Annotated in this window: 28 protein-coding genes; 10 read left to right on the top strand and 18 right to left on the bottom strand. The window is 65.0% G+C overall.

What is annotated here, in order from left to right:
• Nucleotides 1-39 precede the first annotated feature (39 nt).
• From P1X14_RS07425 to lipB, 3 genes are all read right to left on the bottom strand, one after another.
• Nucleotides 40-645: a hypothetical protein gene (locus P1X14_RS07425; RefSeq protein WP_277314695.1), complete on the bottom strand. Its 606-nt coding sequence runs from the start codon at nucleotides 643-645 to the stop codon at nucleotides 40-42.
• Nucleotides 646-888: 243 nt separating this feature from the next.
• Nucleotides 889-1,116 (bottom strand): hypothetical protein, encoded by a 228-nt coding sequence (locus tag P1X14_RS07420; RefSeq protein WP_277314694.1) that lies wholly within the window; start codon nucleotides 1,114-1,116, stop codon nucleotides 889-891.
• Between the two features lie 62 nt (nucleotides 1,117-1,178).
• Complete coding sequence (gene lipB, locus P1X14_RS07415; RefSeq protein ID WP_277314693.1) at nucleotides 1,179-1,856, bottom strand: lipoyl(octanoyl) transferase LipB; 678 nt, start codon at nucleotides 1,854-1,856, stop codon at nucleotides 1,179-1,181.
• A 100-nt stretch (nucleotides 1,857-1,956) separates the two neighbouring features.
• Here lipB and P1X14_RS07410 point away from each other — a divergent pair, with 100 nt between their 5' ends.
• Together P1X14_RS07410 and P1X14_RS07405 are read left to right on the top strand one after the other, a co-directional pair.
• The gene (locus tag P1X14_RS07410) at nucleotides 1,957-2,781 is read left to right on the top strand and encodes a hypothetical protein (protein WP_277314692.1); all 825 of its coding nucleotides are present in this window, start codon (nucleotides 1,957-1,959) and stop codon (nucleotides 2,779-2,781) included.
• Entirely contained in the window at nucleotides 2,778-3,539 is a 762-nt protein-coding gene (locus tag P1X14_RS07405) for a hypothetical protein (RefSeq protein WP_277314690.1), read from the top strand. Before P1X14_RS07410 ends, P1X14_RS07405 begins: the two co-directional genes overlap by 4 nt.
• Here the strand turns inward: P1X14_RS07405 and P1X14_RS07400 are convergent.
• From P1X14_RS07400 to P1X14_RS07390, 3 genes are read right to left on the bottom strand one after another with little or no spacing between them, the layout of a single operon-like run.
• A complete protein-coding gene (locus P1X14_RS07400) occupies nucleotides 3,503-4,102 on the bottom strand; it encodes a GNAT family N-acetyltransferase (protein ID WP_277314689.1) in 600 nt (199 codons plus the stop codon). The genes P1X14_RS07405 and P1X14_RS07400 overlap by 37 nt on opposite strands.
• Before the next feature lie 4 nt (nucleotides 4,103-4,106).
• Nucleotides 4,107-4,958: an oxygen-dependent coproporphyrinogen oxidase gene (hemF, locus tag P1X14_RS07395; RefSeq protein ID WP_277314688.1), complete on the bottom strand. Its 852-nt coding sequence runs from the start codon at nucleotides 4,956-4,958 to the stop codon at nucleotides 4,107-4,109.
• Nucleotides 4,955-5,404 carry a tRNA (cytidine(34)-2'-O)-methyltransferase gene (locus P1X14_RS07390; protein WP_277314687.1) on the bottom strand — a complete coding sequence of 150 codons (450 nt, stop codon included), beginning with the start codon at nucleotides 5,402-5,404 and terminating at the stop codon, nucleotides 4,955-4,957. The genes hemF and P1X14_RS07390 overlap by 4 nt, the downstream gene beginning before the upstream one ends.
• Before the next feature lie 248 nt (nucleotides 5,405-5,652).
• On the opposite strand from P1X14_RS07390, the gene petA reads away from it, so the two are divergent.
• The 4 genes from petA to P1X14_RS07370 all read left to right on the top strand — a co-directional run bounded on the left by petA (nucleotide 5,653) and on the right by P1X14_RS07370 (nucleotide 8,940).
• Complete coding sequence (petA, locus tag P1X14_RS07385; protein ID WP_277314686.1) at nucleotides 5,653-6,222, top strand: ubiquinol-cytochrome c reductase iron-sulfur subunit; 570 nt, start codon at nucleotides 5,653-5,655, stop codon at nucleotides 6,220-6,222.
• A gap of 10 nt (nucleotides 6,223-6,232) precedes the next feature.
• The gene (locus P1X14_RS07380) at nucleotides 6,233-7,489 is read left to right on the top strand and encodes a cytochrome b N-terminal domain-containing protein (RefSeq protein ID WP_277314685.1); all 1,257 of its coding nucleotides are present in this window, start codon (nucleotides 6,233-6,235) and stop codon (nucleotides 7,487-7,489) included.
• Between the two features lie 15 nt (nucleotides 7,490-7,504).
• Entirely contained in the window at nucleotides 7,505-8,341 is an 837-nt protein-coding gene (locus P1X14_RS07375; RefSeq protein WP_277314684.1) for a cytochrome c1, read from the top strand.
• Between the two features lie 62 nt (nucleotides 8,342-8,403).
• Nucleotides 8,404-8,940: an adenine phosphoribosyltransferase gene (locus P1X14_RS07370; RefSeq protein WP_277314683.1), complete on the top strand. Its 537-nt coding sequence runs from the start codon at nucleotides 8,404-8,406 to the stop codon at nucleotides 8,938-8,940.
• 42 nt (nucleotides 8,941-8,982) lie between these two features.
• Here P1X14_RS07370 and P1X14_RS07365 read toward each other — a convergent pair whose 3' ends face one another.
• Nucleotides 8,983-9,462, bottom strand: coding sequence for a hypothetical protein (locus P1X14_RS07365; RefSeq protein WP_277314682.1), 480 nt, complete (start codon nucleotides 9,460-9,462; stop codon nucleotides 8,983-8,985).
• Nucleotides 9,463-9,534: 72 nt separating this feature from the next.
• The gene (locus tag P1X14_RS07360) at nucleotides 9,535-9,984 is read right to left on the bottom strand and encodes a MaoC family dehydratase (RefSeq protein ID WP_277314681.1); all 450 of its coding nucleotides are present in this window, start codon (nucleotides 9,982-9,984) and stop codon (nucleotides 9,535-9,537) included.
• Between the two features lies 1 nt (nucleotide 9,985).
• On the opposite strand from P1X14_RS07360, the gene P1X14_RS07355 reads away from it, so the two are divergent.
• Complete coding sequence (locus P1X14_RS07355) at nucleotides 9,986-10,615, top strand: hypothetical protein (protein ID WP_277314680.1); 630 nt, start codon at nucleotides 9,986-9,988, stop codon at nucleotides 10,613-10,615.
• On the opposite strand, the gene P1X14_RS07350 is transcribed toward P1X14_RS07355, so the two are convergent.
• The 6 genes from P1X14_RS07350 to P1X14_RS07325 all read right to left on the bottom strand — a co-directional run bounded on the left by P1X14_RS07350 (nucleotide 10,612) and on the right by P1X14_RS07325 (nucleotide 16,758).
• Nucleotides 10,612-11,889: a nucleotide pyrophosphatase/phosphodiesterase family protein gene (locus P1X14_RS07350; protein ID WP_277314679.1), complete on the bottom strand. Its 1,278-nt coding sequence runs from the start codon at nucleotides 11,887-11,889 to the stop codon at nucleotides 10,612-10,614. The two genes, P1X14_RS07355 and P1X14_RS07350, sit on opposite strands and share 4 nt — an antisense overlap.
• A 169-nt stretch (nucleotides 11,890-12,058) precedes the next feature.
• A complete protein-coding gene (locus tag P1X14_RS07345) occupies nucleotides 12,059-13,426 on the bottom strand; it encodes a hypothetical protein (RefSeq protein ID WP_277314678.1) in 1,368 nt (455 codons plus the stop codon).
• Nucleotides 13,427-13,469: 43 nt separating this feature from the next.
• Nucleotides 13,470-13,796: a hypothetical protein gene (locus P1X14_RS07340; RefSeq protein WP_277314677.1), complete on the bottom strand. Its 327-nt coding sequence runs from the start codon at nucleotides 13,794-13,796 to the stop codon at nucleotides 13,470-13,472.
• Nucleotides 13,797-13,890: 94 nt separating this feature from the next.
• A complete protein-coding gene (locus P1X14_RS07335; RefSeq protein WP_277314676.1) occupies nucleotides 13,891-14,718 on the bottom strand; it encodes an alpha/beta hydrolase in 828 nt (275 codons plus the stop codon).
• 112 nt (nucleotides 14,719-14,830) lie between these two features.
• On the bottom strand, nucleotides 14,831-15,928 hold the full coding sequence (ychF, locus tag P1X14_RS07330) for a redox-regulated ATPase YchF (RefSeq protein ID WP_277314675.1): 1,098 nt from the start codon (nucleotides 15,926-15,928) through the stop codon (nucleotides 14,831-14,833).
• A 122-nt stretch (nucleotides 15,929-16,050) separates the two neighbouring features.
• A complete protein-coding gene (locus tag P1X14_RS07325; protein ID WP_277314674.1) occupies nucleotides 16,051-16,758 on the bottom strand; it encodes a hypothetical protein in 708 nt (235 codons plus the stop codon).
• Between the two features lie 158 nt (nucleotides 16,759-16,916).
• Between P1X14_RS07325 and P1X14_RS07320 the strand changes: the two genes are divergently transcribed.
• From P1X14_RS07320 to P1X14_RS07310, 3 genes are all read left to right on the top strand, one after another.
• Entirely contained in the window at nucleotides 16,917-17,480 is a 564-nt protein-coding gene (locus P1X14_RS07320; RefSeq protein ID WP_277314673.1) for a hypothetical protein, read from the top strand.
• 174 nt (nucleotides 17,481-17,654) lie between these two features.
• Nucleotides 17,655-18,662: a transferrin-binding protein-like solute binding protein gene (locus P1X14_RS07315; protein WP_277314672.1), complete on the top strand. Its 1,008-nt coding sequence runs from the start codon at nucleotides 17,655-17,657 to the stop codon at nucleotides 18,660-18,662.
• Between the two features lie 126 nt (nucleotides 18,663-18,788).
• The gene (locus P1X14_RS07310) at nucleotides 18,789-19,475 is read left to right on the top strand and encodes a hypothetical protein (RefSeq protein WP_277314671.1); all 687 of its coding nucleotides are present in this window, start codon (nucleotides 18,789-18,791) and stop codon (nucleotides 19,473-19,475) included.
• On the opposite strand, the gene pth is transcribed toward P1X14_RS07310, so the two are convergent.
• The 4 genes from pth to P1X14_RS07290 all read right to left on the bottom strand — a co-directional run bounded on the left by pth (nucleotide 19,472) and on the right by P1X14_RS07290 (nucleotide 22,926).
• Complete coding sequence (gene pth / locus P1X14_RS07305; RefSeq protein ID WP_277314670.1) at nucleotides 19,472-20,044, bottom strand: aminoacyl-tRNA hydrolase; 573 nt, start codon at nucleotides 20,042-20,044, stop codon at nucleotides 19,472-19,474. The genes P1X14_RS07310 and pth overlap by 4 nt on opposite strands.
• A 189-nt stretch (nucleotides 20,045-20,233) precedes the next feature.
• Complete coding sequence (locus P1X14_RS07300; protein WP_277314669.1) at nucleotides 20,234-20,845, bottom strand: 50S ribosomal protein L25/general stress protein Ctc; 612 nt, start codon at nucleotides 20,843-20,845, stop codon at nucleotides 20,234-20,236.
• 128 nt (nucleotides 20,846-20,973) lie between these two features.
• Nucleotides 20,974-21,852, bottom strand: a complete 879-nt coding sequence (locus P1X14_RS07295) for a TraB/GumN family protein (protein ID WP_277314668.1) — start codon at nucleotides 21,850-21,852, stop codon at nucleotides 20,974-20,976.
• Nucleotides 21,853-21,861: 9 nt separating this feature from the next.
• Nucleotides 21,862-22,926, bottom strand: a complete 1,065-nt coding sequence (locus P1X14_RS07290; RefSeq protein WP_277314667.1) for a TraB/GumN family protein — start codon at nucleotides 22,924-22,926, stop codon at nucleotides 21,862-21,864.
• Between the last annotated feature and the right edge of the window lie 84 nt (nucleotides 22,927-23,010).

Genomic DNA, 23,010 nt, shown 5'->3' with positions numbered 1-23,010 from the left:
TTCCCTCTCCCGCTTTCGCGGGAGAGGAGAAGATAGAACCTACAGCAGCGGCGGAACCGGGCCGCACTTCTTCGCGACCCATTCGTCCTTCTTCCAGCACTTCACATTGGCGAAGTCCGGCAGGCGATAGCTGTAATAGAGCGGGCGGGCCTGCTTGCTCAGGAACTGCTGCTCGCCCCAGGGCGACAGGCTGCGGCGCAGTTCGCGCATGCGGTCGTGCGCCAGTTCGCCCAGCGTGCCGGGCTTCAGGAACAGCGCGTCATGGCCGATATCGCCCGCGACGGTGCAGAAGGACAGCTGCGCCGAAACGGTCGAGAAGCCCGAATAGACCCGCGTGTTGAAGCGGTCGAACGAGGTCTGGCCGGCCTTCTTGTTGTTCTTTTCCATGCGGATGAAATAGCGTTCGAGCGTCGCGTAGGAGGTGGACAGCTCCTTCGAATGATCGCGCAGGATCGCGTTGTAATTGTCACGCGTCAGCAGCGTCGGCTCGAACTCGCACTGCAGCGCGGCCACGTTCAGCGCGGCGCGCAGGTTCCACACCATCGCGGCACGCAGCTCGGCGGGCGAAGCGTCGGGCAGGGCAGGGCCCACCATGCCCGGCTCGATGCCGGTGGCGCGTTCGCTGCGCAGATCCGCAGGCTTCATGAAAAACTGGGCGGAAGCTGGCATGGCTGCCAGCATTCCGGCGGCGACAATGGTCGCGGAAACAATACGCCGAACGAGCATCTTACCCCTCTCGAAGCTTTATGCCGTGTTGGTTACGGACTTTTTAGGGCCGCCCCAAGTCCCTTTTTAAAGTTAACCCGTTCGCCCCGGCCCCTTTCTGGAACGGAAAAGGCCGCCCGGTTGCCCAGGCGGCCTCTTCGTCGTCACTTCGAAAAGCGAAGATTACATCGCGTTCGAGGTCTCGACGGTGTTCGAGGTCACCGTGGTCTCGGTCGTCGAGTTGGCCGCATCGACGGTGCCGGTCATCTCGTCGGTCACGTTGACGGTCGAGACTTCCTCGACGGTGTTGTTGACGGTGGCCGTGGTCTCGGTCTTGCCGCAGGCGGTGACGAGCAGGCCGGCGCCGGCGATCATCGAAACCGCAGCGACCTTCGAAAGAATTGCACGCATTTAAAGCTCCCTAGATAACAGTCCGGACGGCAGAACCGTAAATACCCGAACATTAGTGGATATTAGACCTTTCGGTTCGGCCTCTCAAGACCAATCTCGCCCAGATTGTCCAAAAATGGCAAAAATGTGGCGAGTAAGGCAGAATCAAGGCGAGCCGAGGAGATGTCGAGGCCAAGCGCCGCGGCGCTGGTGACCGGATATTCGGCGATGCCGCAGGGCACGATGCCGGTGAAGTGGGTGAGATCGGGATCGAGGTTCACTGCGAAGCCGTGCAGCGTCACCCATTGGCGGATGCGCACGCCGATTGCGCCGATCTTCGCTTCCTGCCCGCGGTCCAGCGTCCAGATGCCGATCCGGCCCGGCGCGCGGAACGCTTCGATATTCAGCTCGCCCAGCGCTGCGATCACCCAGCCTTCCAGGGCATGGACATAGTTGCGCACGTCGCGCTGCCGTTCGCGCAGGTCCATCACGACATAACCGATTCGCTGGCCCGGCCCGTGATAGGTGTAGCGCCCGCCGCGCCCGGTGCGATGGACCGGGAAGCGCGGATCGAGCAGCTCGGCCGGATCGGCGCTGGTGCCCGCGGTGTAGACCGGGGGATGCTCCAGCAGCCACACCAGCTCCTGTGCCTCGCCCGCGCGCACGGCATCGGCGCGTGCCTCCATCTCCGCCAGCGCTGCGTCATAGGGAACGCGCTCTGGCGAGACGCGCCATTCGATCCGGTCCGAAGTCGTTGCCATCATTGGCCGATTGCGCGCATCACGGGTTTTGCGCAAGCATTGGCAACAAAGTTGCGCACGGCTAAACGCATGCCAACTGGGGTGGAGGAAAGTGCGGGTCATGGTGAAGATGGGCACCGTCTGGGATCGGACGGCGGAATTTCTGACCGACAATCTGCCCTCGATCATGCCGATCGCGCTGGTAGCGTTCTTCGTGCCCTTCTCGGTCATGGGCAGTTTTCAGCCGCTGATGAGCGAGTCGAACGCCGGGCTGACGCTGGTGCTCGAACTGCTGACGCTCGGTTTCGTCGTCGTGGTCAGCTGGGGCATGCTCGCGCTCACCGCGATGGTGCTCGATGGCGGGCCCGACGCGGGCAAGATCGCGGCGCGGCGGCTGGTGCCCTCGCTGCTGGTCAGCGTGGCGATCTTCCTCGCGATGGCCCTGCTCTTCGCGCCGGTGGTGCTGACCCTGCTGGTCAGCGGGGTCGATCTGTTCGCGTTGATGCGCGGCGTCCCGGTCGATCTTTCGCTGCCGGTCAGCGTGGGCTGGGCGATCTGTATCTACAGCCTGCTCGCCGTTGGCGTCGCGGCATGGATCTCCGCACGAGTCGCGGTGGCGAACGCGGTGATCGTGCGCGAGAAGCTGGCGTTCGGCGCCATCGCGCGCAGCTGGACCCTGACCCGCGGCGTGGTGTGGCGGATCGTGGGCGTCGCCTTCCTCTATATCGTCGTATCGAATGTTGCGGCGCTGGCCGCGCGGCTGGTGTTTGGATCGATCTTCACGCTGATCGCCGGGGCGGGGGATAGCGTGATGAGCCTGTCGGGCGTGCTGACTTCGGTGATCGTCGCGGCGGTGCAGACCGGGTTCACCGTCCTCGCGCCGCTGTTCACCGCAAAGCTCTATGTGGCGCTGGTCACCGAGCGCGAGCGCGCCACCCAGTCGTGAGGCCTGGCATTACCCAGATGTTCCGGGATGCGGCGGCATTCTGGCATGCCGATCGCGACCTGCTGCTGCGCATTGCCGGCGTTTTTTACCTGTTGCCGTCGCTGGCGATGAGCCTGTTTCTGCCGAACCTTGTCTTCACTGCGGCACCGACTGCCTCGGGACTGAGCGAGGCGCAACAGGCTGCGGAACTAGCGGCGCAACAAGCCGAGCTACTCGCCTGGTTCGGCAATGTCTGGCCCTGGCTGATGTCCGGGCTTGCGTTCCAGCTTCTCGGCACCACCATCGTGATGACGATGATCCTGTCGCCCGATCGCCCCGTGCTTGGGGATGCGATCCGCCGCGCGCTGGTGCAATGGCCGAATGTCGTTATCGGCTGGCTGCTGGCGAGCATCGCCTGCACGCTTGGCCTTTTCGCCTTCATCCTGCCGGGCTTCTATCTGGCGGGGCGCACCTATCTGACCAGCGCGGCGATCGTCGCGGAAAAGCTTGGCCCGGTCGGCGGACTGTTCCGTGGCGTCCAGCTCTCGAAAGGGCATGGCTGGCTACTGACCAGCGCCTATCTCGCGATCCTGTTGCTGCAGATGTTCGCGGCGCAGGTGCTGGGCGGTGCCCTGGCCGCGGTGCCGAGCGGCTCGGTGTTCTTTTCGGGGCTGATTTTCCTGCTGGCATCGATGGTGTCGGCGGCGGCCTCTCTCGCCTCGACGCTGGTTCAGATCGCCGCCTATCGCACGCTGTCGGCACCCAGACAGGGAATGTGAGGCGCCGCCTCGCGCGGCATCAGTCCTGACAGGCGCGGATCGGCAAAGGTCTCGATCTCGCGCCGGTACGGCACGAAACCGTGCCGCTGGTAGAAGCCGAGCGCGGCGGGATGATCGAGCGTGCAGGTGTGCACCCACATCCGGCCGATCCCCTGACGCCAGCCCAGCGACAGCGCATGGCCCATCAGCCAGCCGCCATTGCCCTTGCCGGTCAGTTCGGGAACGAGGCCGAAAAAGGACAGCTCGCATGTCCCCGCGGCACGGAAATCGAGTTCGAGCATGCCCAGTTCGATTCCGGCGCGATTGGTGACCGCATAGACCTCGATCCCCGGATCATCGAGGATCGCGCGCAGCCGTTCCTCGGCCATGACCAGCCGCGAAAACCACATCCACGGCTCGCCGACGCGGCGGAACAGCGTGCGGTACCGGTCCGAATCGGGCGCTGGCCAATGCACCAGCCGGAACGGCGAGGGCGGGGTAGGGCGCAGCACCGGCTTCGCCACCATCTCCAGCGAGGTGACGACCGTGGCGATCTGGTCGTTGGGGACCCCAATCAATCCCATGGCGTCAGTCCCATGCGGCGAGCGGGGGCAGGCTCATCAGGATCGCGTCGATATTGCCGCCGGTCTTTAGGCCGAACAGCGTGCCGCGGTCATAGACCAGGTTGAACTCGGCATAGCGGCCGCGCCACACGCGCATCCGCTGGATATCCTCGTCGCTATAGGGCGTGGCCATCCGCGCACGGACGATGCGCGGATAGGTGTCGAGGAACGCGCGGCCCACGTCCTGGGTGAAGGCGAAATTGGCGTCCCACGCATCGCCTTCGCTTTCCAGATGATCGTAGAAGATCCCGCCGACGCCGCGATGCACCTGGCGGTGGGGGATGTAGAAATAATCGTCGGCCCATTTTTTGAACCGCGGATAATGTTCGGGATCGTGCGCGTCGCACGCGGCCTTCAGCGTCGCATGAAAGTCCGCCGTATCGTCCGCATAGGGAATCGGCGGATTCAGATCCGCGCCGCCGCCGAACCAGCGCTTCGTGGTCACCAGGAAGCGGGTGTTCATATGCACCGCGGGCACATGCGGATTGGCCATGTGCGCGACCAGGCTGATGCCGGTGGCGAAGAATTTCGGGTCCTCGGCCGCGCCATGGATGGTTTTGGCGAAATCGCCTTCGAAGGTGCCGCCCACGGTCGAGACGTTGACGCCGACCTTCTCGAACACGCGGCCCTTCATCACCCCGCGCACGCCGCCGCCGCCCGGCTCGCCCGAGGGATCGGTGCGATCCCAGCCCAGATATTCGAAGCTGGCGTCGGACCCGGCCTCACGCTCGATTCGCTCGAATTCGGCGCAGATCGAATCGCGCAGCGATTCGAACCAGGTCCGTGCGGCCTGCTGCTGGTCGTCGAGGGGAGTCATTCGGGCCATCCATTCGTCTGTCGGAGCGCTTCGGCGAGCGCGATGCCCGCGGAAACGCCCAGATTCAAGGACCGCAGGCCCGGCCGCAATGGAATCCGGACCCGCAGATCGGCCCGGTCGTGCACCGAATCCGGTGCGCCCGAGCCTTCCGAGCCGAATAGGAGTATGTCGTCGGGCAGGAATTGCGTTTGATCAATCCGCGTCGCGCCGCGGGTGGTGAACAGCACGATCCGCCCGGTCACGGTCGCCACGAACGCATCCCAATCGGCATGACGGGTGATGGGGACGTGATCGATATAGTCCATCCCCGCACGCGCGACCTTGCGGTCGCTCCATGCGAAACCCATCGGTTCGATCAGGTCCACGCCCGCGCCGAGGCACGCCGAAAGCCGCAGGATCGCGCCGACATTGCCCGCAATCTCGGGCTGGTAGAGAACAATACGCATCGCGGCCCTATAGGCCGCCATCCGCCCATGAAAAATGCCGGAAAATTTGCGAGTGATTCGCAACAAGCCGTGGCGTCGGCGCTCACGTCACGGATGCGTCAAAATGCTGTTGGCAAACGCGCATTCCCGCGTCTATCAGCGCCCCGAGCCACCGGGGGCAACCGGGCGGCTAAGGGCGTGCAGGTCGCGCCCGTGTCCGTAATTTTCCGCGCGTCCGCGCCCAGGGTTCGAAGTGCAAGGGCTAAAGCATGGCAACGCTTGAAGATGGTGTCCCGAACGATCAGCATGCTGGTCTCGAGAACCCCCGTCGTCGCGATTATCTCCAGATCGCCGCTGTCTCGTTCGCGGGCGTCGGCGCTGCTGTAGCGGTTCTTCCGCTGCTCAACTCCATGTCGCCTTCGGCCGACGTGCTCGCGCTGTCGACCACTGAGGTCGATCTGTCGGCGATCGAGCCGGGTCAGGCGATCAAGGCCAGCTTCCGCAAGCAGCCGCTGTTCGTCCGCAACCTGACTGCCAAGGAGATCGAGGAGGCAAACGCCGTTCCGGTCGGCAGCCTGCGCGATCCGCAGACGCTCGCCGAGCGTACCAAGGAAGGCAAGGCCAACTGGCTGGTCACGCTGGGCGTCTGCACCCATCTCGGCTGCGTTCCGCTGGGCGCCGCCGAGGGTGAGAATCGCGGCGATTTCGGCGGTTATTTCTGCCCGTGCCACGGTTCGCACTACGATACCGCCGCGCGCATCCGTAAGGGCCCGGCACCGCTGAACCTTGCGGTTCCCGATTATGAATTCACGTCCGACACCGTGATCGTGGTGGGTTGAGGAAACAGAGATGAGCTTCCCCTGGGCACGCCATTACGAGCCGAAGAATCCGGTCATGAAGTGGGTCGACGAACGTCTCCCGCTCCCGCGCTTCGTCTATAACGCAGTCGGCGCCGGTTATCCGGTCCCGCGCAACCTCAACTATTTCTGGAACTTCGGCGTCCTTGCCGGCGCGGCGCTCGCGATCCAGATCGTCACCGGCATCGTGCTGGCGATGCACTTCCATTCGAGCGCGGCTGAGGCGTTCAACTCGGTCAACATCGGCATCATGCGCGATGTGAACGCCGGCTGGTTCCTCCGCTTCGCGCACGCCAACGGCGCGTCGATGTTCTTCGTCGTGGTCTATCTCCACATGTTCCGCGGCCTTTACTACGGATCGTACAAGGCGCCGCGCGAGATGGTGTGGCTGCTGGGCGTCGTAATCTTCCTGCTGATGATGGCCACCGCCTTCATGGGCTATGTCCTTCCCTGGGGTCAGATGAGCTTCTGGGGCGCGCAGGTCATCACCGGCTTCTTCTCGGCGATCCCGCTGGTCGGCGACTTCATCCGCGTGTGGCTGCTCGGCGGCTATGCGCCGGACGATGCCGCGCTGAACCGCTTCTTCTCGCTCCATTATCTGCTGCCGTTCGTGATCGCGGGTGTCATCATCCTGCACATCTGGGCGCTGCACATCCCCGGCTCGTCGAACCCGACGGGCGTGGAAGTGAAGGGCGAGCAGGACACGGTGCCGTTCCACCCCTATTACACGGCGAAGGACGGCTTCGGACTGGGCGTGTTCATGGTGATCCTGGCGGCGCTGATCTTCTGGGCGCCGGACATGCTGGGTCATCCGGACAATTATATCCCGGCGAACGGCCTCTCCACGCCGGCGCACATCGTGCCTGAATGGTATTTCTGGCCCTTCTACGCGATCCTGCGCGCCTTCACCTCGGACTTCATCCTTCCGGCGAAGCTTTGGGGCGTGCTGGCGATGTTCGGCTCGATCCTGATCCTGTTCTTCCTGCCCTGGCTGGACAAGTCGCCGGTTCGCTCGGCCAATTATCGCCCGCTGTACCGGATCGCCTTCTGGGTGCTGATCGTCGACGTGCTGATCCTGGGCTATTGCGGTGGTGCGGCGGCGACCCCGTTCTTCATCATCATGAGCCAGATCTGCGCCGCTTATTATTTCGCGCACTTCCTGATCATCGTGCCGATCATCTCGCGGATCGAGACGCCGAAGCCGCTGCCCGGCTCGATCACCGAAGCCGTGCTCGGCAAGAGCGCGTAAAGGGGAATTTGAGACATGCTTCCGCTTTTCGTTCGCTCGATCAAGTTCCTGGTCGGTCTCGCCTTTGTCGGCGTGCTGGCATGGTCGCTGCTGTGGACCGTCGTCGGCCTCTGGACCGAGCCGGCCCAGCCCACGGCCGAGCATGAATTCCACAAGCACCCGGAAAAGGTGCAGTTCGCCTCGGACGGTGTGTTCGGCAAGTTCGACAAGGCCCAGCTGCAGCGCGGCTACAAGGTCTATGAAGAGGTTTGCGCGGCCTGCCATTCGCTCAGCATGGTCTCGTTCCGCGAGCTGGCCGATCTCGGCTACAACGAAGCGCAGGTGAAGAACCTCGCCAAGAAGTTCGACGATCACGCCAAGCAGCCGACCTACAACCCGGTCTCGGGCGATCGCGGCGAGCGCGGCAACCTGCCGTCCGACCGTTTCCCGCACATTCCGTATGCCGGTGCCGGCGTGCCGCCCGATCTCTCGCTGATCACCAAGGCGCGTCATAACGGCGGTGCGTATGTCTATTCGCTGCTGACCGGCTATCAGGCACAGCCGAAGGAACTGCTCGAGAAGTTCCCGGGCTCGAAGACTCCGGACGGGCTGTTCTACAACCCGTACTTCGCGAACCTGAACCTCTCCATGCCCGCCCCGCTGACCAGCGATGGCCAGGTGACCTATGACGATGGCACCCCGGCGACCGTGAAGCAGATGGCGAAGGACGTCTCGGCCTTCCTGATCTGGTCCGCCGAGCCGACCGCACAGAAGCGCAAGGAAGTGGGCTGGGCCGTCGTGCTCTTCCTGCTGATCACCACGCTTCTCGCCTATGGCGCTTACCGAAGCGTCTGGGCAGGCGTGAAGCACTGATCCAATGAACAGACCCCGCGGAGGCCCCGGCCTCCGCGGGGTTTCTCTTTGAGCGGGAGCCGATGATGGCGAACGACGATATTCGCGCGCGCATCCGCACCATTCCCGATTTCCCCAAGCCGGGGATCATGTTCCGCGATATCACCACGCTGCTGCTCGATGCCGAGGGGCTGGCGCTGTCGATCGATCGCATGGCTGCGGCGGTGGACGGTCCGGTCGATCTGGTCGCGGGGATCGAGGCGCGCGGCTTCATCTTTGCCTCCGCGCTGGCGGTGAAGCTGGGCGCGGGCATGCTGCTGATCCGCAAGGACGGCAAACTTCCTGGCGCGACCATCGCCGAGGATTATGCGCTGGAATATGGCACCGACCGGATCGCCATCCATGCCGATGCGCTGGCGCCCGGCGCGCGCGTGCTGCTGGTCGACGATCTGATCGCGACGGGCGGCACCGCCCGCGCCGCGGTCCGTCTGCTGCACAAGGCCGGCGCGGAAGTGGTGCAGGCCAGCTTCGTGGTCGACCTGCCCGAACTGGGCGGCGCGGACGCGCTACGCAGCGACGGCATCGCGGTTAACGCGCTGGTGGCGTTCGAGGGGCATTGATCCCTGCTAGCCCTCTCCCGTCTTCATGGGAGAGCTAGGGCCCTACTGCCCCGTTGCGCGATACCGGTTGATCCGTACGTCGATGTCCGGGAACACTGATCGTTCCGCTGGCACGATACCGTTGCAGGCCAACTCCAGTTCATAGGCGGCGGCCAGGTTGCTCGCGGTGATGTCCTGCCATTCTGCGTCGGGTCGCGGGATCACCTTCAGCAGCGCGTTGTCCATGCCGCGCGCCGCGATTATCGTCGGGCGCATCTGAGCCTTCTCGCACTGATATTCCATCATCGTATCGAGCCGGCCGACCTCGACCCCCTCGATCTCGCGCACCCGCGTGAACATCACGATGCGCGTCATCTGCGCCACATCGCCTTCGCGCTTGGCGGTGCCTGCTGCGGCAAAGCTGAACGCGGCGTCGTTGCCGCCGGTATTGTAGAACGGTCCGCCCACCGGCGGGGTGAAGTCCTGCGCCAGCGCGGGGCCGGCGGCGATCAGCGAAGCCGCAAGGGCAGCGATCATACGCATGGGTCTACTCCTTCGGGCACGATCCAAACGCGAAGCCCGCCGGCAGTCAATGATCGCTGATCGTGGCAGCAGTCAGGCGGTAGGGCGGCGGCGCATCAGCCCCAGCGCAATGAAGCGCATCACCGGCTCGTCATTCTGGTTATAGACGGTCATCTGGTTGCGCATGCTGCCCATCTCGGGCCGCTTCTCCGACGCGCGCTTCTCCAGCAACTCGGTCTCACAGCGCAGGACATCGCCCGGGAACACCGGCTTCAGCCAGCGCAGTTCGTCCACGCCCGCCGCGCCGAGGCCGGCCGAGGGGTGCGCCTTGTTGTGCGCCACAAACATCGACATCGTCATCGCGCAGGTGTGCCAGCCGCTGGCCGCTAACCGCCCGAAATGGGTCTTGGCGGCCTCTTCGTCGGAAAGGTGGAAAGGTTGCGGATCATATTTCTCCGCGAACGCGAGCACTTCCTCGCGGGTCACCTCATAGCGGCCAAAGCTCGCTTTGGTCCCGACTTCCACATCTTCGAAATAGATCATGATGTCCGTTTCGTATGAAAACCTACATTTGGCAAGTGCGCTGCATGCGGTTCCGCGCGATACCCGTGGCATGAAACGCATTCTCGTGACTGCGATGATGGCAATCTCGTCGTGCAGTCCTGCGCCCGTCAAGCAAGTGGCACGGCCGCCGCAATCGCCGTGTGATGTGGCGGTGGCGTGGCTCGACGAGACGCTACGGGGGGTGCCGCAAAGGAAGCTGGTCTTCGACGATCATGATCGCGCGCTGCGTGAACCGGGGCCGCGCGCGATATGGAACGCGCCGGGCACGGACCAAGTGGTTTCCGGCCCTGATCTGGCGAAATTCGCCGGCATTCCGCAGGAAACGGCGAAGAGTGCGGTTGGCGCGTGTCCCACCGTTCGTACGATGCTCGACCGTCGAAATATCGCCCATGGCACGAAAGCCGTAGATGCCGTCGCGAGCCCTTATGGGTTGAAGGCAACGGTCATCAATTTCTCCCTGCCGCTACTAAGCAAGCAAGGAGATGAGGCGATTGTGATGGTGAGCCGCCAATATGAGCCCCTGAATGGCGGCGGCTATCTCGAACATCTGAAGCGTCGGCCCGACGGTCGCTGGACTGTGGTCGCCGTCACCGGCCTCTGGGTCTCCTAACGGCCGGTCAGCACGTCGCGGAACACGGCATCCGTCCCGTCCTTGCCCCCAACCGGCGGCAGGCCGATCAGGCGGCGTAGCAACGGGTAGACGTCGACATTGTCGAACGCGGGCAGGGTTGCCGCGCGGAAGGCCGGGCCGTGTGCGATGAACAGTGCCAGCATTTCCGGCGCGAAATTGTCGAAGCCGTGGTTGCCGCCCTTGTACTGGCTGGTCGGGGCCTTTTCCTTGATCTCCCAGCCGGTCTCGGCGAGGCACAGGATCGGCGGCACGCGCGGGTTCTTGCCATAGTGGAAGCGCTCCGGGATCTCGCCGCGGCGCCAGCATTCCATGTGGGGCTTCTTGCCGAGGAAGGCCTGCTCGACCACCGCTTCCTTGCCCGGCATCGCCTCCAGCGTGGCATAGGGGCCGTTCTCGACCACGCGATAGGTGTCGGCGGGCGCCAGGATCGCATCCAGCGCCACGGTGCGCTCGGTGCTGGTCGCCGCCATGCCGTGATCGGCGACGATCACGATGTTCGCGGGCTGGCCCATCTCGGCGAGGCCCGCGACTAGCTGGCCGACCCATTTATCGACATCGGCGACGGCATCGGTGGTACGCTTGTCGTCCGGACCGAAGCTGTGCCCTGCGGTGTCGACCGTGTCGAAATAAGTGGTGATGAACTTCGGGCGGATCGCCGCGGGGCGGCGCACCCAGTCGAGCACGCCGTTGACACGCTGCTCCCCGCTCAGCACCTGGTTGAACTGCGCCCAGTCGCTCGGACGCGTACCGCCCTTGATCTCATAGGGCCATTTGTCGGCCTTCTCGCCGCCCACCGCGACGTTCGATCCCGGCCAGAACAGCGTGCCGGTGCGGATGCCCGCCTTCTCGGCATCGACCCAGATCGGCGCGGCTTCGCTCCACCAGAAGGGATCGTCGCTCGACATGGTGAAGACCTCGCCCGGCCGGGCCTTGTCCTCCATCTTGTTGGCGGTGATCCCGTTGCGGTCGGGCCGCAGGCCGGTGACCAAAGTCCAGTGATTCGGGAAGGTCTTGGACGGGAAGCTCGGCCGCATCGGCCCGGTGGCGCCCTCGGCAGCCAGCCGCGACAGGTTCGGCGTCACGCCGCGGTTGAGATAGTCCGGCTTGAACCCGTCGATCGAGATCAGGATCGTGATCGGCGCGCGCTGCTCTACGGGAGCCGAGGCGACGGTCTGAGGCGGTGGAGTCGCCGGGGTGCAGGCGGCGGCGAGAGCGGCAAGGGCCGCGGCGGCGAGCTTTGTGGTCCAACGCATCACTGCCGCATGCCAGCTTTCGGTTACGGGTTAAAGGCGGAGCGGCCTTCTTAAGCCCCTCCCCTTCAGGGGAGGGGTTGGGGTGGGGCAGTCGTCACGGGCGACAGTCTCTGCGAGAACTCCCCCACCCCCCAGCCCCTCCCCTGAAGGGGAGGGGAGTTTCTACGGATCAATCTCCCAGCGAGAAGCGCGCGAACAGCGTGTAGCTGAACGGCGAGCGCCCGTAATACGGGTCCAGCGCCGCGGGCTTGGCATAGGTCGCCACCGAACCACCCAGCGCCAGATTGACGTTCTCCGTCAGCCGTAAGCGATGGGCATAGCCCGCCTCGAACCGCGTCACGCGATATTCGCGGTCATGCAGCGGGTGGCCGTGGTCGGGGAACAGCTCGTCATTGCCGACATTCTCAAGTCTGCCGAACAGATTGTGCCCGCCCGCCGGGTTCCAGTTCGCCTCGGCCAGCCACGCGGTCAGCGTCCCGCCGGGCAGCCTTTTCTTGGCGGAAAAGGCGAGGCCTGCGCTCAGCCGGCGGTCGGCATAATGGACGCTGGCGGTGGTCCGTGCCTCGTCCTGCCCCGGATGCATCGCTTCCGGCTCCTTCAGCCGCCCATGGCTGACCTGCATCGACCAGTTGGCGCTGGGATTGAAGGTTGCCCGCACGCTCCAGCTATCGAGGCTTGGCGTCTCGATGTTCCAGCGCCGCTCGTCCGGCTCGCGCCCGCGGAATGCAGAGGCCTCGATTTGGAACAGCCGGGTCGAAAAGCCCGCGGTCACCACGCCATAGGTGATGTGGGTGCTGTCGAACCAATGGTGCGTGATCGGTGCCTGCACCAGATAGCGTGCCGAGCGCCGGTGCATGAACGCACTCGGCCCAAGCGCCGGTTCGCCGACCGGTCCGCCATAGAGGAAGACGGTGTTGCCATCGCCTACCGGCACGTCGATCCGCGCGCTCAGTTCCATGAACAGGTCGTGCGGATGCTGGCGGTCGACCAGTGGGAAGCCGTTCGCCGTCTCGCCGGTCGCGAACAGATTGGGATAACCCGGCGCGCCCATCGCGGGCTCCAGGCTCATCATCGTCTGCAGCCGCAGCCTGGCGCCGTCCGCGAACTCGCGCTCGCCGGTCAGCATCGCCATGGTCTGCAGGAACGCCATGTCGTCGCCGCGCGGCCCGCCCTGATCGGTATAGGACGCCCAAGCATAGCCATGCGCCATCACCATCCAGCTGCCCGCGTTCAGGTGCAGGCCGGTCATCCCGCCCTCGGCTGCTGGCAGGCGAGACGTGCCCGATCCACTGGCAGGCGGCGGGGTGAGGCGCGTAGGGGTTGGATGGCCGATCCCGGCTTCCTCGCCGGTGGGGTCTTCGGCGGGTGGTGTGCCATGGCCCTGATGCATCGAATGATCCTGCGCGGGAGCAGGCGTCGGCGTCGGCGCAGGGGAGGGCGTATCGTGGCCCTGATGGCCGCTATGGTCTTGCGCAGCGGCGGGAAACGCCATCAGCGCGCCCGCGGTGCTGGCCGCGAGCAAAATGGTCTTCAACATCTGAATTCTCCAAAGTCGTGAGGATGCGCGGATGCGCACGGGATCACGCTTCGGATCGTGGAGGGGGCGTCTCGGGCGCATAGGCCGCCAGCGGCTCGCCGCCGATCAGCCGGGGCGAGGAGAGGGGCAACGCATGCGCCACCGGCGCAGCCACGCGCGGCGGCAGGATCGTCGCAGGCGCGACACAGCCGATGCAGAGATGTTCGGCGGGTAGTTGCTTCACCGGCTCCGGCTCGGCAGGCGCATGATGCTCGTGCCCGGCCATCGCCATCGCAGCCATGTCGTGCTGCACCGGCGCCGGATGGCACGCCGCCGCCATCGCCGGCATTGGCAGCGCGATCAGTAGGGCAAGGAGCAGGCGGAGCAGCATCGGGTGCTACTCTAGTGCGGCGATGCGCGCCCTGAAAGCGCGAAAGCGCGGGACAGCAGCAGCCGTCCCGCGCTTTCGTTGGACCAGAGGCCGTTCAGCTCTGGATGAACGCTAGCAGATCGGCGTTGATCCGGTCGGAATGCGTCACCGGCATGCCGTGCGGCAGGCCCGGATAGGAGATCAGCTTGGCACCTTTCACGATCTCCGCAGACAGCTTGCCGGTGGTGGGGAACGGCACCACTTGATCGTCCTCGCCGTGCATCACCAGAGTCGGTACCGCGATCGCCTTAAGGTCTTCGGTGAAGTCGGTCTCGGAAAAGGCCTTCACGCCCAGCGTATGCGCCAGCGCGCTGCCCATCATGCCCTGCCGCCACCAGTTCAGGCGGACGGCTTCCTTCACTTCGGCGCCCTCGCGATTGTAGCCGAAGAAGGGCAGGGTGAAGTCGTAATAGAATTGGGAGCGGTTGGTCGCGGTTTGCTCGCGGACCATGTCGAACACCGACATCGGCACGCCGTTCGGGTTGGTCGGCGTGACCACCATGATCGGCGCGACTGCGCTGACCAGAACGGCCTTGGCGACGCGGCCCGGCTTGGCGCGGGCGACATAGCGGGCAACTTCGCCGCCGCCGGTCGAGTGGCCGACATGGATGGCATCCTTCAGGTCCAGCGCATCGGTCAGCGCGATCACGTCGGCGACATAGGTGTCCATGTCGTGCCCGGTGGCGGACTGCGACGAACGGCCATGGCCGCGGCGGTCATGGGCAACGACGCGGAAGCCCTTCGACAGGAAGAACATCATCTGCGCGTCCCAGTCGTCCGAGCTCAGCGGCCAGCCGTGATGGAACATGATGACCTGGGCGTCGCGCGGACCCCAGTCCTTGTAGAAGATTTCGGTGCCGTCCTGCGTGGTGATCGTCGCCATGATGTGTCTCCCTCTTGCCGAAGCGCGTCGCTTCGATGGGAGGAATGTGCATCAGGCTTATTGGTGAATATATAGAAACATTGGCATCGTTCAGTTTCTAAAAATGCACAAATCAGCTGTGCAGGAAGTGCATCACGTCGCCGTCATGCACGACATAGGCCTTGCCCTCGGCGCGCAGCTTTCCGGCTTCACGAGCTTTCGCTTCCCCGCCCAGCGCGACGAAATCGTCGTACGCGATGGTCTCTGCGCGGATGAAGCCCTTCTCGAAATCGCTGTGGATCTCGCCCGCGGCATTGGGGGCGGTGGCGCCCTGATGCACGGTCCAGGCGCGGGCTTCCTTGGGGCCGACGGTGAAGAAGGTCAGCAGGTGCAGCAGCTTGTATCCGGCGCGGATCACGCGGGCCAAGCCGGTTTCCTCGAGGCCCAGTTCCGCCAGGAATTCGCCGCGTTCCTCCATCGGCATGGTCGCGATATCGGCCTCGATCGCGGCGGAAACGACCACCGCTTCGGCACCCTCGGCCTTTGCCTTGGCGAAGACCTTGGCCGACAGTTCGTTGCCGTTGGCCGCGTCTTCCTCGTTGACGTTGCAGACATAGAGGACGGGCTTGCCGGTCAGCAGCTGCGCCTGCGCGAACACGCGGGCTTCCTCGTCGTCCTTCGGCTCGGTCAGCCGCGCGGGCTTGCCGTCGCGCAGCAGTTCCAGTGCCTGCCCGAGCACGCTCGCGCCGATCTTGGACTCCTTGTCGCCCTGCTGGCCCTTCTTGATCAGGTTGGGCACGCGCTTCTCGAGGCTTTCGAGATCGGCGAGCATCAGCTCGGTCTCGACCGTCTCGGCGTCGGCGATCGGGTCCACCTTGTTGTCGACATGCTGGATGTCGTCATTCTCGAAACAGCGCAGGACATGGACGATCGCGTCCACCTCGCGGATATTGCCGAGGAACTGGTTGCCCAGACCTTCGCCCTTGCTCGCGCCGCGCACCAGGCCGGCGATGTCGACGAAACCCAGCTGGGTCGCGATGATCTTCTGCGAACCGGCGATCTTGGCCAGCGTGTCCAGCCGCGCATCGGGCACCGCGACGTTGCCCACGTTCGGCTCGATCGTGCAGAAGGGATAGTTCGCCGCCTGCGCCGCGGCGGTCTCGGTCAGCGCGTTGAAGAGCGTGGACTTGCCGACGTTCGGAAGCCCGACGATGCCGCAGCGGAAACCCATGGGAAAATGCCTGTTCGTAATTCCGGAAGAAGCGCGCCCGATATAGGCTTCGCGCCCGGATTGCTAGGATCGGTTTGAGGCGGCACCGGCCCGCACCTGCTTCGGCTCAGCCGAAGCAGCAACTAGGCAAAGGAACGCGTACGTGCCGGTGCGACATGACGGCTGCGCGAGAACATCAATCCTGCCGTCCCCAGGACCAGCGCCAGCAGCGCATGCGTCGTCAGTTGCGGCAGCACCTCGACGATCCCCAGCGCGCCATGCGCCTTGGCGATGTAGAAGGAGAGCGGGGCTGCGGCATGGCCGAGCGATGGGATCATCTCCAGTCCCAGCAGCCAGTCCGGCGCATTTACGAATGCCGCCGCCAGCGCCGCGAAGCCCAGCAGCACTTTCCATGCACCGCTCGCGCCTTCGTCCTCGTCGCCGGCCACGCTCAGCGCCACCAGCATCACGAACAGATAGAGCAGGGGCATCACTGCGGGCAGCGCGACCAACTCATCGAAGAAACCCGGATCGCGGAAATGGTCGAGCGCGAAGAATAGCGGCATCGCCCCGGCGATCATGATCAGCGCGAAGGGAAAGGCAAAGGCGAACATGCCCACGGTCAGCGATCGCGCCGCGATCGCCAGGATCAGCGGTATCAGCACTACCGCCAGCACCACCCAGTTGCCGTACAGTTCCAGCGCGCCGCCCAGCTTCGTACAGGCGCCGCTGGTATCGCCACAGCCGGAATTGCCGACCACCGTCTGGATCAGGAAGGGGGAGAAGACCACCAGACCGGAAAGCAGCGCAAAGAGACCCAGCCAGCGGCGGATGAAAATCTCGGCGCTCATGCGCCGCGCTTTGCTTCGGTGGTCATGCGAACGGTCCCCAGCCCGATGACAGAGTAGAATCAATCACTTGCTTTGCGGTTGCGCGGAAGGGTTAGCGCGTCGTTGACACTTTGGCGGGCCATGCCAAAGTCGCCGTCAATAATTGAGGGGAGGGTTTCATGAACAAGACCATCGTGCTCGCGTCCGGCCTGCTGCTTGCGCTCGGCGCCGCGGCCTGCACCGATCAGGCCGCAGTCGCGAAAGCGGAAGCCGATGCGCGGGCTGCGTCCGCGAAGAAGGCCGCCAATCGCGCGCGTGACGACAAGATCGCCCGCAACGTCACCTGCCTCAGCGCGCTGCGCTGGCAGGAAGGCGCCCTGTCGCGCGCAGGCATCGGTCCGGTGAAGCTCTATACCGATCATTATCGCGAGGAACTGGCCAAGGTCATCGGGTCCGACACGGTCGAGGCCCCACCCGCACCGGCGCTCAGCGCCGCGAGCATGGATCCCTATCTCGACTGGGCCTATCCCGAATCGGTGAAGGGCTTCACCGCGGGCAAGGATGCCAATGGCGATGGCGAGATTTCGGGCAACGAACGCAGCGCGGCCGGCTTCTCCACCGTGCTGGCCTGCGTCCAGTTCGTCGCGGAGTTCGGCAAGGGTCCGCTGGCGGGCAAGGACAAGGTCGCCCGCATGTATCGCATCCAGGATCTTCGTACGAAGCTGAAGGACAAGGACGCCTGATCGCCGCGAAGACGGAGCGTAGCGCGACTTCGGGCGTTATGCGGTAAAACGGGAATCCTGCGTGCCGAAACGTGGGATTCCACCCATTCTTCATGACTCGACGCGGCTCGTTCATCCAAGGTACAGGAGCCGGAGGCCTTTCCAGTGCCAGAGTTTCCTAAGGAGCAGGGTTTTATGATTCGCCGTTCGTTTGTGATGAGTGCCGCCGCGTTGTCGATGGCGTCGATGGCGCTCGCGGGCTGCGGTAGCAGCGGCAACACGCCCACCCCGACTCCTTCGCCTACCCCGACGCCCACGCCGACGCCTACTCCGGTTTCCTACGGGAACTTCCCGGTCACCGCGCCGCTCGAAGTCGCGTCAGTCAGCGCCAGCACCAGCTTCACCGGCGATCTCGCCGTCGGCCCGGTCACGCTCGGCGCCACCGGCACCGAAGGCCTGTCGAGCCGCCTCAGCATGACCATGCAGGCCGATCCGGCGGCGACCACCACTGCCGCGCCGCATGTCGTGCGTGAGAATACCGAGGAAACCCGCTTCGTTGCCGCCGACCTGCTGACTGCCCCGGCGACCGGCGTCATCGAATATGTGTTCCGCAACGTCACGGCAGCAACGCCGGGCAAGTACAGCCAGCTCGAGCTGCAGAACAACACGATCAAGGACAAGGTGACGACCGATACCGGTCTGAACCAGTCGCGCGTCAGCTATGCCAACTGGATCCGTGCCGACAGCCTGACCGGCCAGACGCGCATCTCCACGTCGGTGTTCGGCTATTACACGCTGGCCGGTGACGTGCCGACCACCGGCACCGCGACCTATTCCGCGCGCATCGGCGGCAAGATCGTCCGTGTCGGCGCAGGCGGCACCGGCACGCTCGCGCCGCTGCGCGGCACCGTGACGATTACCGTCAACTTTGCCACCGGCGAAGTCACCGCGACGCTGAACACCACCGTCGTGGTCGGCGGTACCGAGACCGCCTACGGCACCTTCACCGGCACCGGCGCGATCCCGACCGGCGCACAGTCGTTCAGCGGCAGCTTCGGCCCGACCAGCCCGATCCCGGGCACCTTCCAGGGCCGCTTCTACGGCACGCAGGGTGAGCAGATCGGCATCGCCTTTGCCGGTCTGGGCTCGGTGGGTGGCTTCGACACCCGCGTCGTCGGCGGCATCGTCGGCAAGAAGAACTGATTTCGCTCCCTTCCATCCGGAAGGGACGGACAGCGGAAGGGTCCGGGGCGCAAGCTCCGGGCCCTTTCTCTTTGTGCAGCGGGGGCGTCCGATTGATTTCCGGCCGGCGCGTGGCAGGTTGTGGTGATGCGCCTGCTGCTCCTACTCGCCTTCGTGCTTCTATTACCTGTGCCGGCCGCACAGGCTCAGGTCATCGGCGCTTTTCAGACCGATTGCCGTCTGGGCGGCGAGCAGACGGAGGGCAGCTATCAATTTGTCGTGGAATGCCCCGGCAAGGCCTGGTCCCCGGACCGCCGCTTTGCCGTGGTCCAGCGTCCCTATCGTCAGAAGCAGCCGGTGGTCGAGCTTCAGGACGCCCGCGGCCGGACGCTGACGCGCTTTCCCACTCTGACCGACGAAATGCCCTTCACGGTGCATTGGGCACCCAATTCGCGCAGGTTCTTCGTGAACCATTATGTCGGCTCGTCCATGAGCGTGCTGCGGGTGTTCGAGATTGTCGGCCAGCGGGCGGTCGAGCGCCGCGCGTTGCCCGATGCAGCGGTGCGTATCGCTACCCGCCGCTACCCCTGCCTGCCGCCCCACCAGGTGTTGCCAAACGGCGCGCGCTGGACGCGTGACAGCCAGCGGATCGTGCTGGTCACGATATCGCGCCCCGATGCGTGCGGCGACTTCTACCAACCAAGGGGTGACTGGCAGTCCTTGTGGATGATCGGCGACATGGCGACCGGCCGGATCGATCCGGCGTCGATCCGGGTAGATCGGGGAAACACTGGACTGACGATGCCGCGCGATGGCGCCTATTCGCGCCCCTAATCCCGTGCCAGCCGCAGCGCCACGTCGTTCATGAACCGCGTATCGTCGCCATCGGCCAGCCACGGCGCTTCGGCGGCGATGGCGCCCAGCATGTCGCTCAGGTCCTCGATCTCGGCCTTGGCGTAATTGCCCAGCACATATCCGGTCACCCGGTCCTTGTGCCCCGGATGGCCGATGCCCAGCCGCACGCGGCGAAAGTCCGGGCCGATATGCTGGTCGGTCGAGCGCAGGCCGTTATGCCCCGCGGTGCCGCCGCCCTGCTTCACCTTCACCTTGAACGGCGCCAGATCCAGTTCGTCATGGAACACGGTCACGTCGGCCGGGGTCAGCTTGTAGAAATCCATTGCCGCGCGGATCGATCGGCCGCTTTCGTTCATGAAGGTGCCGGGCTTCAGCAGGATCAGCTTGTGGTTGCCGATCCGCCCTTCCTGGGTCCAGCCTTGGAACTGCTTCTTGGGCGCGGTGAAATCATGCACTTCGCCAATGGCGTCGAGCACCATGAAGCCGACATTGTGCCGGTGCATCGCATATTGAGGCCCGGGATTCCCGAGGCCGACCCAGAGCTGCATCTGCCGTCCTTGAATTGCGGCACCGACCCGCTCCCCCACCCGGCCTCCCATCCAGCATATTCTGTGGGAGGCCGGGTGGGGGAGCGGGCCGGCGCCGGTTCAGCGTAGCTGAACGAACATCAAACAAAAATCGCCTCCGCACCTAGGATGCGGAGGCGATTTTTTGAACCGTGAAGTTCGGGGAGGCGATTACTCGCCTTCGCCCTCCGCTTCGGTCGTCGCGGTATCGCCTTCGCTCGACTTGAGCGCCGACGGAGCCACAACGGTCGCGATGGTGAAGTCGCGGTCGGTGATCGCCGACTTCACACCCTTGGGCAGGGTCACCGCCGAGATGTGGATCGAATCGCCGACTTCCACGCCCTTCAGCGAGATAGTGATGTCGTCGGGGATCTCAGCCGCGTCGCACACCAGCTCCAGCTCGTGGCGGACGATGTTGAGCACGCCGCCGCGCTTGATGCCCGGGGCTTCTTCTTCGTCGGTGAAGATGATCGGCACGTTAACGTGCACGGTCGAATGCTCGCCGATGCGCAGGAAATCGACATGGATCGGACGATCGGTGACGACGTCGAAAGCGACGTCCTTCGGCAGCGTGCGCTCGCCGTTGATCATCACGACCGAATTCATGAAGTGGCCGGTCATCAGCAGCTTGTAGAGTTCACGCTCGTTGACGGAGATGCCAACGGGATCCTTCTTGTTGCCATAAATGACGGCGGGGACGCGGCCTTCACGACGCAGCGCCCGGGAGGCTCCCTTGCCAGCCCGGTCGCGCGTCTCGGCCGACAGCGTAAGCGTATCGCTCATGTGTCGTTTCCTAATGCGCTAAGTGTTTCAGTTCTCGTTGCCGGACAGGCCTCCAGGGATGACCCTGCCAAGCAAGCGCGGGCGCATAGCGGAAAGGGGCGGGAAGGGCAAGCGCGGCGGCTTCCCGCTCAATAGTTGACGCGCATCACCCGGAAGCCGTGCCGCGCCAGTTCGATCTGCAATCCCTGTGGCCCGGCCAGATGGCCCGCGCCGACCGCGACGAACACCACGCCCGGCCGGTCCATCCGCGCCGCGATCAGCGCCGCCCAGCGCTGGTTGCGCGCGGTCAGCAGCGTGCGAGCCAGTTCGGGCGATTGCGTCAGTTCGTCGTTCATCAGCTTCGCCAGCGTATCGGTATCGCCCTTGCTCCACGCTGCGACGATCCGCGCGACCGTGAAGCCCATCTCGTTCGATCCGTCGACCGCTTGCGACAGCAACAGTTGTTGCGCCGCGGGCGACAGCCGGTCGAACATGCCGAACTGTTCGCGCGCGGTCTCGAGCCCCGTCACCGGCTTGCCCGATGCCTTGGCGGCTTTGGTCAACACCGCCTCGACACCGTCTTCGCTGTCATAGCCCTGGCTGCGCGTCGGCAGCACCGCGAGCTGGATCGCGGCCAGCCATGGCTCATACCCGTCCAGCATGTCGGGCTTCTGCCCCGCGCGGACCAGCGCAGCGCGCACCTGCGCATAAAGTTCGGGCGGGACATGCCGTGCCAGCGTGTCGCCCGGGGCCAGCATGCCAAGCTCTTCCAGCATCGCCGCGATCTCGGCCTCGGGCGGCAGCACCAGTTCCAGCGTCAGCTCGCCGCTGCGGTCGAACGCGGTCTTCACCTCGTCGTCGAACCAGCCGGTGCCGGGCTTCAGCGCATGCACACTGCCGAACAGATAGATGGTGGTGTCATGGTCGCGTATCACCCACAGCGCCGGATCGGCATCCTGCGCAGGCTGGGGCGCATTGCAGGAAAGCAGCGCCAGCGGCGCCAGCAGAAGCAGCAATCGACGGAGCATGCGAGCTTCCTACTGCACCCGCTCGACCCGCACACCCCGCTTTTCGAGCAGTTCGATCACCGATCCCGGCCCCACGAAATGCCCGGCGCCCGCGGCGAACAGGATCACGCCCGGCTTCTTCTTCAGTCGCGCGACCAGATCGTCGACCCAGGCCAGGTTGCGCTGGGTCAGCAGCGGATCGGCCATCGCGGACGAGGGATCGAGCTGTTCGGGAAAGATGCGCAGCGGCGAATTCGGCCCCACATCGCCGCGTGCCCATGCGTGCGCCGGCCGGTCCAGCTCGTCATGCGTCCGGTCGGGCGCGGCCAGCGCGCCTTCCAGCATCAGCCGCTGCGCGCGTTCGGGGATCGCGTTGATGTTGGCCATCACCGACTTGCTGTTCTCGATCGCCTCGACCGGGCGGCCTGTGGCGGTGAAATGCTTTTCCAGCCAGTCGTCGGCGCCCTGGGCAGGGATGTCGCCCATCAGCATGTCGCGGATGTAACCGATCCCGATCGCCGCGATCCAGGTCGGCATCTTGTCCATCGTCGCCACGGTCTCGGGCGGCAATTGCGATTGCAGCGCCGCCAGCTTGCCGCGATGGCGCGCCGATACCCGCTCGATCAGCGGCGGCAGCCCGGCATCGCCCTGCGGCAGCCCTTCGAGGAAGGTCGTCTGGTCGTCATCCTCTTCGGTCGATTCGAGCAGCAGCGAATCCGCGCGTACGATCACCGCCTCCAACCCCGGATTGCGCCAGCGGAAGCCGGGCGGCAGGCTGTGGACGGTGCCGAAGATATAGATGGTCGTGTCCGCGTCCGCGATCTTCCAGATGGCGGGCCGCACCACGTAATTCTGTGCCCGGTCGATCCGCACCATCTCGGCGCGGATGGCGAGGTCGCGCTTCTCCTCCGATACCGGGCGGACCAGCTTTCCGGCGGCGGTCAGCCGCTCGTCATTGCTGTATGCGGTATAAGGCAGGCGGGGCGATGTGCCCGGCACATCCTGCGCAACGCCGGCGGTGGAAACCAGGAACAGCCCGGCAAGCGCCCACACGACGCTCCACTTACGACCCCCCGGACGAGTGATTCTCCCCATGCGTCGAGGAAGCATTAACCTTTTGCGGGTGTCAACGCGCCCGATTGACCCCTATCGGCCTCTGCGCCAAAGCGGGCCAACTTC

Source organism: Sphingomonas sp. AOB5 (assembly GCF_029433115.1).
In the GTDB taxonomy this organism is placed as follows: Bacteria; Pseudomonadota; Alphaproteobacteria; order Sphingomonadales; family Sphingomonadaceae; genus Sphingomonas.
Note: the sequence above shows the minus strand (reverse complement) of the source record. Positions and strands in the feature narration are given on the sequence as shown.

What these genes read in the sequence shown, in the direction of transcription:
- P1X14_RS07425 (WP_277314695.1), bottom strand. Translation starts at nt 645, where the DNA reads ATGAAGCCTGCGGATCTGCGCAGCGAACGCGCCACCGGCATCGAGCCG.
- P1X14_RS07420 (WP_277314694.1), bottom strand. Translation starts at nt 1,116, where the DNA reads ATGCGTGCAATTCTTTCGAAGGTCGCTGCGGTTTCGATGATCGCCGGC.
- lipB (WP_277314693.1), bottom strand. Translation starts at nt 1,856, where the DNA reads ATGGCAACGACTTCGGACCGGATCGAATGGCGCGTCTCGCCAGAGCGC.
- P1X14_RS07410 (WP_277314692.1), top strand. Translation starts at nt 1,957, where the DNA reads ATGGTGAAGATGGGCACCGTCTGGGATCGGACGGCGGAATTTCTGACC.
- P1X14_RS07400 (WP_277314689.1), bottom strand. Translation starts at nt 4,102, where the DNA reads ATGGGATTGATTGGGGTCCCCAACGACCAGATCGCCACGGTCGTCACC.
- hemF (WP_277314688.1), bottom strand. Translation starts at nt 4,958, where the DNA reads ATGACTCCCCTCGACGACCAGCAGCAGGCCGCACGGACCTGGTTCGAA.
- P1X14_RS07390 (WP_277314687.1), bottom strand. Translation starts at nt 5,404, where the DNA reads ATGCGTATTGTTCTCTACCAGCCCGAGATTGCGGGCAATGTCGGCGCG.
- petA (WP_277314686.1), top strand. Translation starts at nt 5,653, where the DNA reads ATGGCAACGCTTGAAGATGGTGTCCCGAACGATCAGCATGCTGGTCTC.
- P1X14_RS07380 (WP_277314685.1), top strand. Translation starts at nt 6,233, where the DNA reads ATGAGCTTCCCCTGGGCACGCCATTACGAGCCGAAGAATCCGGTCATG.
- P1X14_RS07375 (WP_277314684.1), top strand. Translation starts at nt 7,505, where the DNA reads ATGCTTCCGCTTTTCGTTCGCTCGATCAAGTTCCTGGTCGGTCTCGCC.
- P1X14_RS07370 (WP_277314683.1), top strand. Translation starts at nt 8,404, where the DNA reads ATGATGGCGAACGACGATATTCGCGCGCGCATCCGCACCATTCCCGAT.
- P1X14_RS07365 (WP_277314682.1), bottom strand. Translation starts at nt 9,462, where the DNA reads ATGCGTATGATCGCTGCCCTTGCGGCTTCGCTGATCGCCGCCGGCCCC.
- P1X14_RS07360 (WP_277314681.1), bottom strand. Translation starts at nt 9,984, where the DNA reads ATGATCTATTTCGAAGATGTGGAAGTCGGGACCAAAGCGAGCTTTGGC.
- P1X14_RS07355 (WP_277314680.1), top strand. Translation starts at nt 9,986, where the DNA reads ATGTCCGTTTCGTATGAAAACCTACATTTGGCAAGTGCGCTGCATGCG.
- P1X14_RS07350 (WP_277314679.1), bottom strand. Translation starts at nt 11,889, where the DNA reads ATGCGTTGGACCACAAAGCTCGCCGCCGCGGCCCTTGCCGCTCTCGCC.
- P1X14_RS07345 (WP_277314678.1), bottom strand. Translation starts at nt 13,426, where the DNA reads ATGTTGAAGACCATTTTGCTCGCGGCCAGCACCGCGGGCGCGCTGATG.
- P1X14_RS07340 (WP_277314677.1), bottom strand. Translation starts at nt 13,796, where the DNA reads ATGCTGCTCCGCCTGCTCCTTGCCCTACTGATCGCGCTGCCAATGCCG.
- P1X14_RS07335 (WP_277314676.1), bottom strand. Translation starts at nt 14,718, where the DNA reads ATGGCGACGATCACCACGCAGGACGGCACCGAAATCTTCTACAAGGAC.
- ychF (WP_277314675.1), bottom strand. Translation starts at nt 15,928, where the DNA reads ATGGGTTTCCGCTGCGGCATCGTCGGGCTTCCGAACGTCGGCAAGTCC.
- P1X14_RS07325 (WP_277314674.1), bottom strand. Translation starts at nt 16,758, where the DNA reads ATGAGCGCCGAGATTTTCATCCGCCGCTGGCTGGGTCTCTTTGCGCTG.
- P1X14_RS07320 (WP_277314673.1), top strand. Translation starts at nt 16,917, where the DNA reads ATGAACAAGACCATCGTGCTCGCGTCCGGCCTGCTGCTTGCGCTCGGC.
- P1X14_RS07315 (WP_277314672.1), top strand. Translation starts at nt 17,655, where the DNA reads ATGATTCGCCGTTCGTTTGTGATGAGTGCCGCCGCGTTGTCGATGGCG.
- P1X14_RS07310 (WP_277314671.1), top strand. Translation starts at nt 18,789, where the DNA reads ATGCGCCTGCTGCTCCTACTCGCCTTCGTGCTTCTATTACCTGTGCCG.
- pth (WP_277314670.1), bottom strand. Translation starts at nt 20,044, where the DNA reads ATGCAGCTCTGGGTCGGCCTCGGGAATCCCGGGCCTCAATATGCGATG.
- P1X14_RS07300 (WP_277314669.1), bottom strand. Translation starts at nt 20,845, where the DNA reads ATGAGCGATACGCTTACGCTGTCGGCCGAGACGCGCGACCGGGCTGGC.
- P1X14_RS07295 (WP_277314668.1), bottom strand. Translation starts at nt 21,852, where the DNA reads ATGCTCCGTCGATTGCTGCTTCTGCTGGCGCCGCTGGCGCTGCTTTCC.
- P1X14_RS07290 (WP_277314667.1), bottom strand. Translation starts at nt 22,926, where the DNA reads ATGGGGAGAATCACTCGTCCGGGGGGTCGTAAGTGGAGCGTCGTGTGG.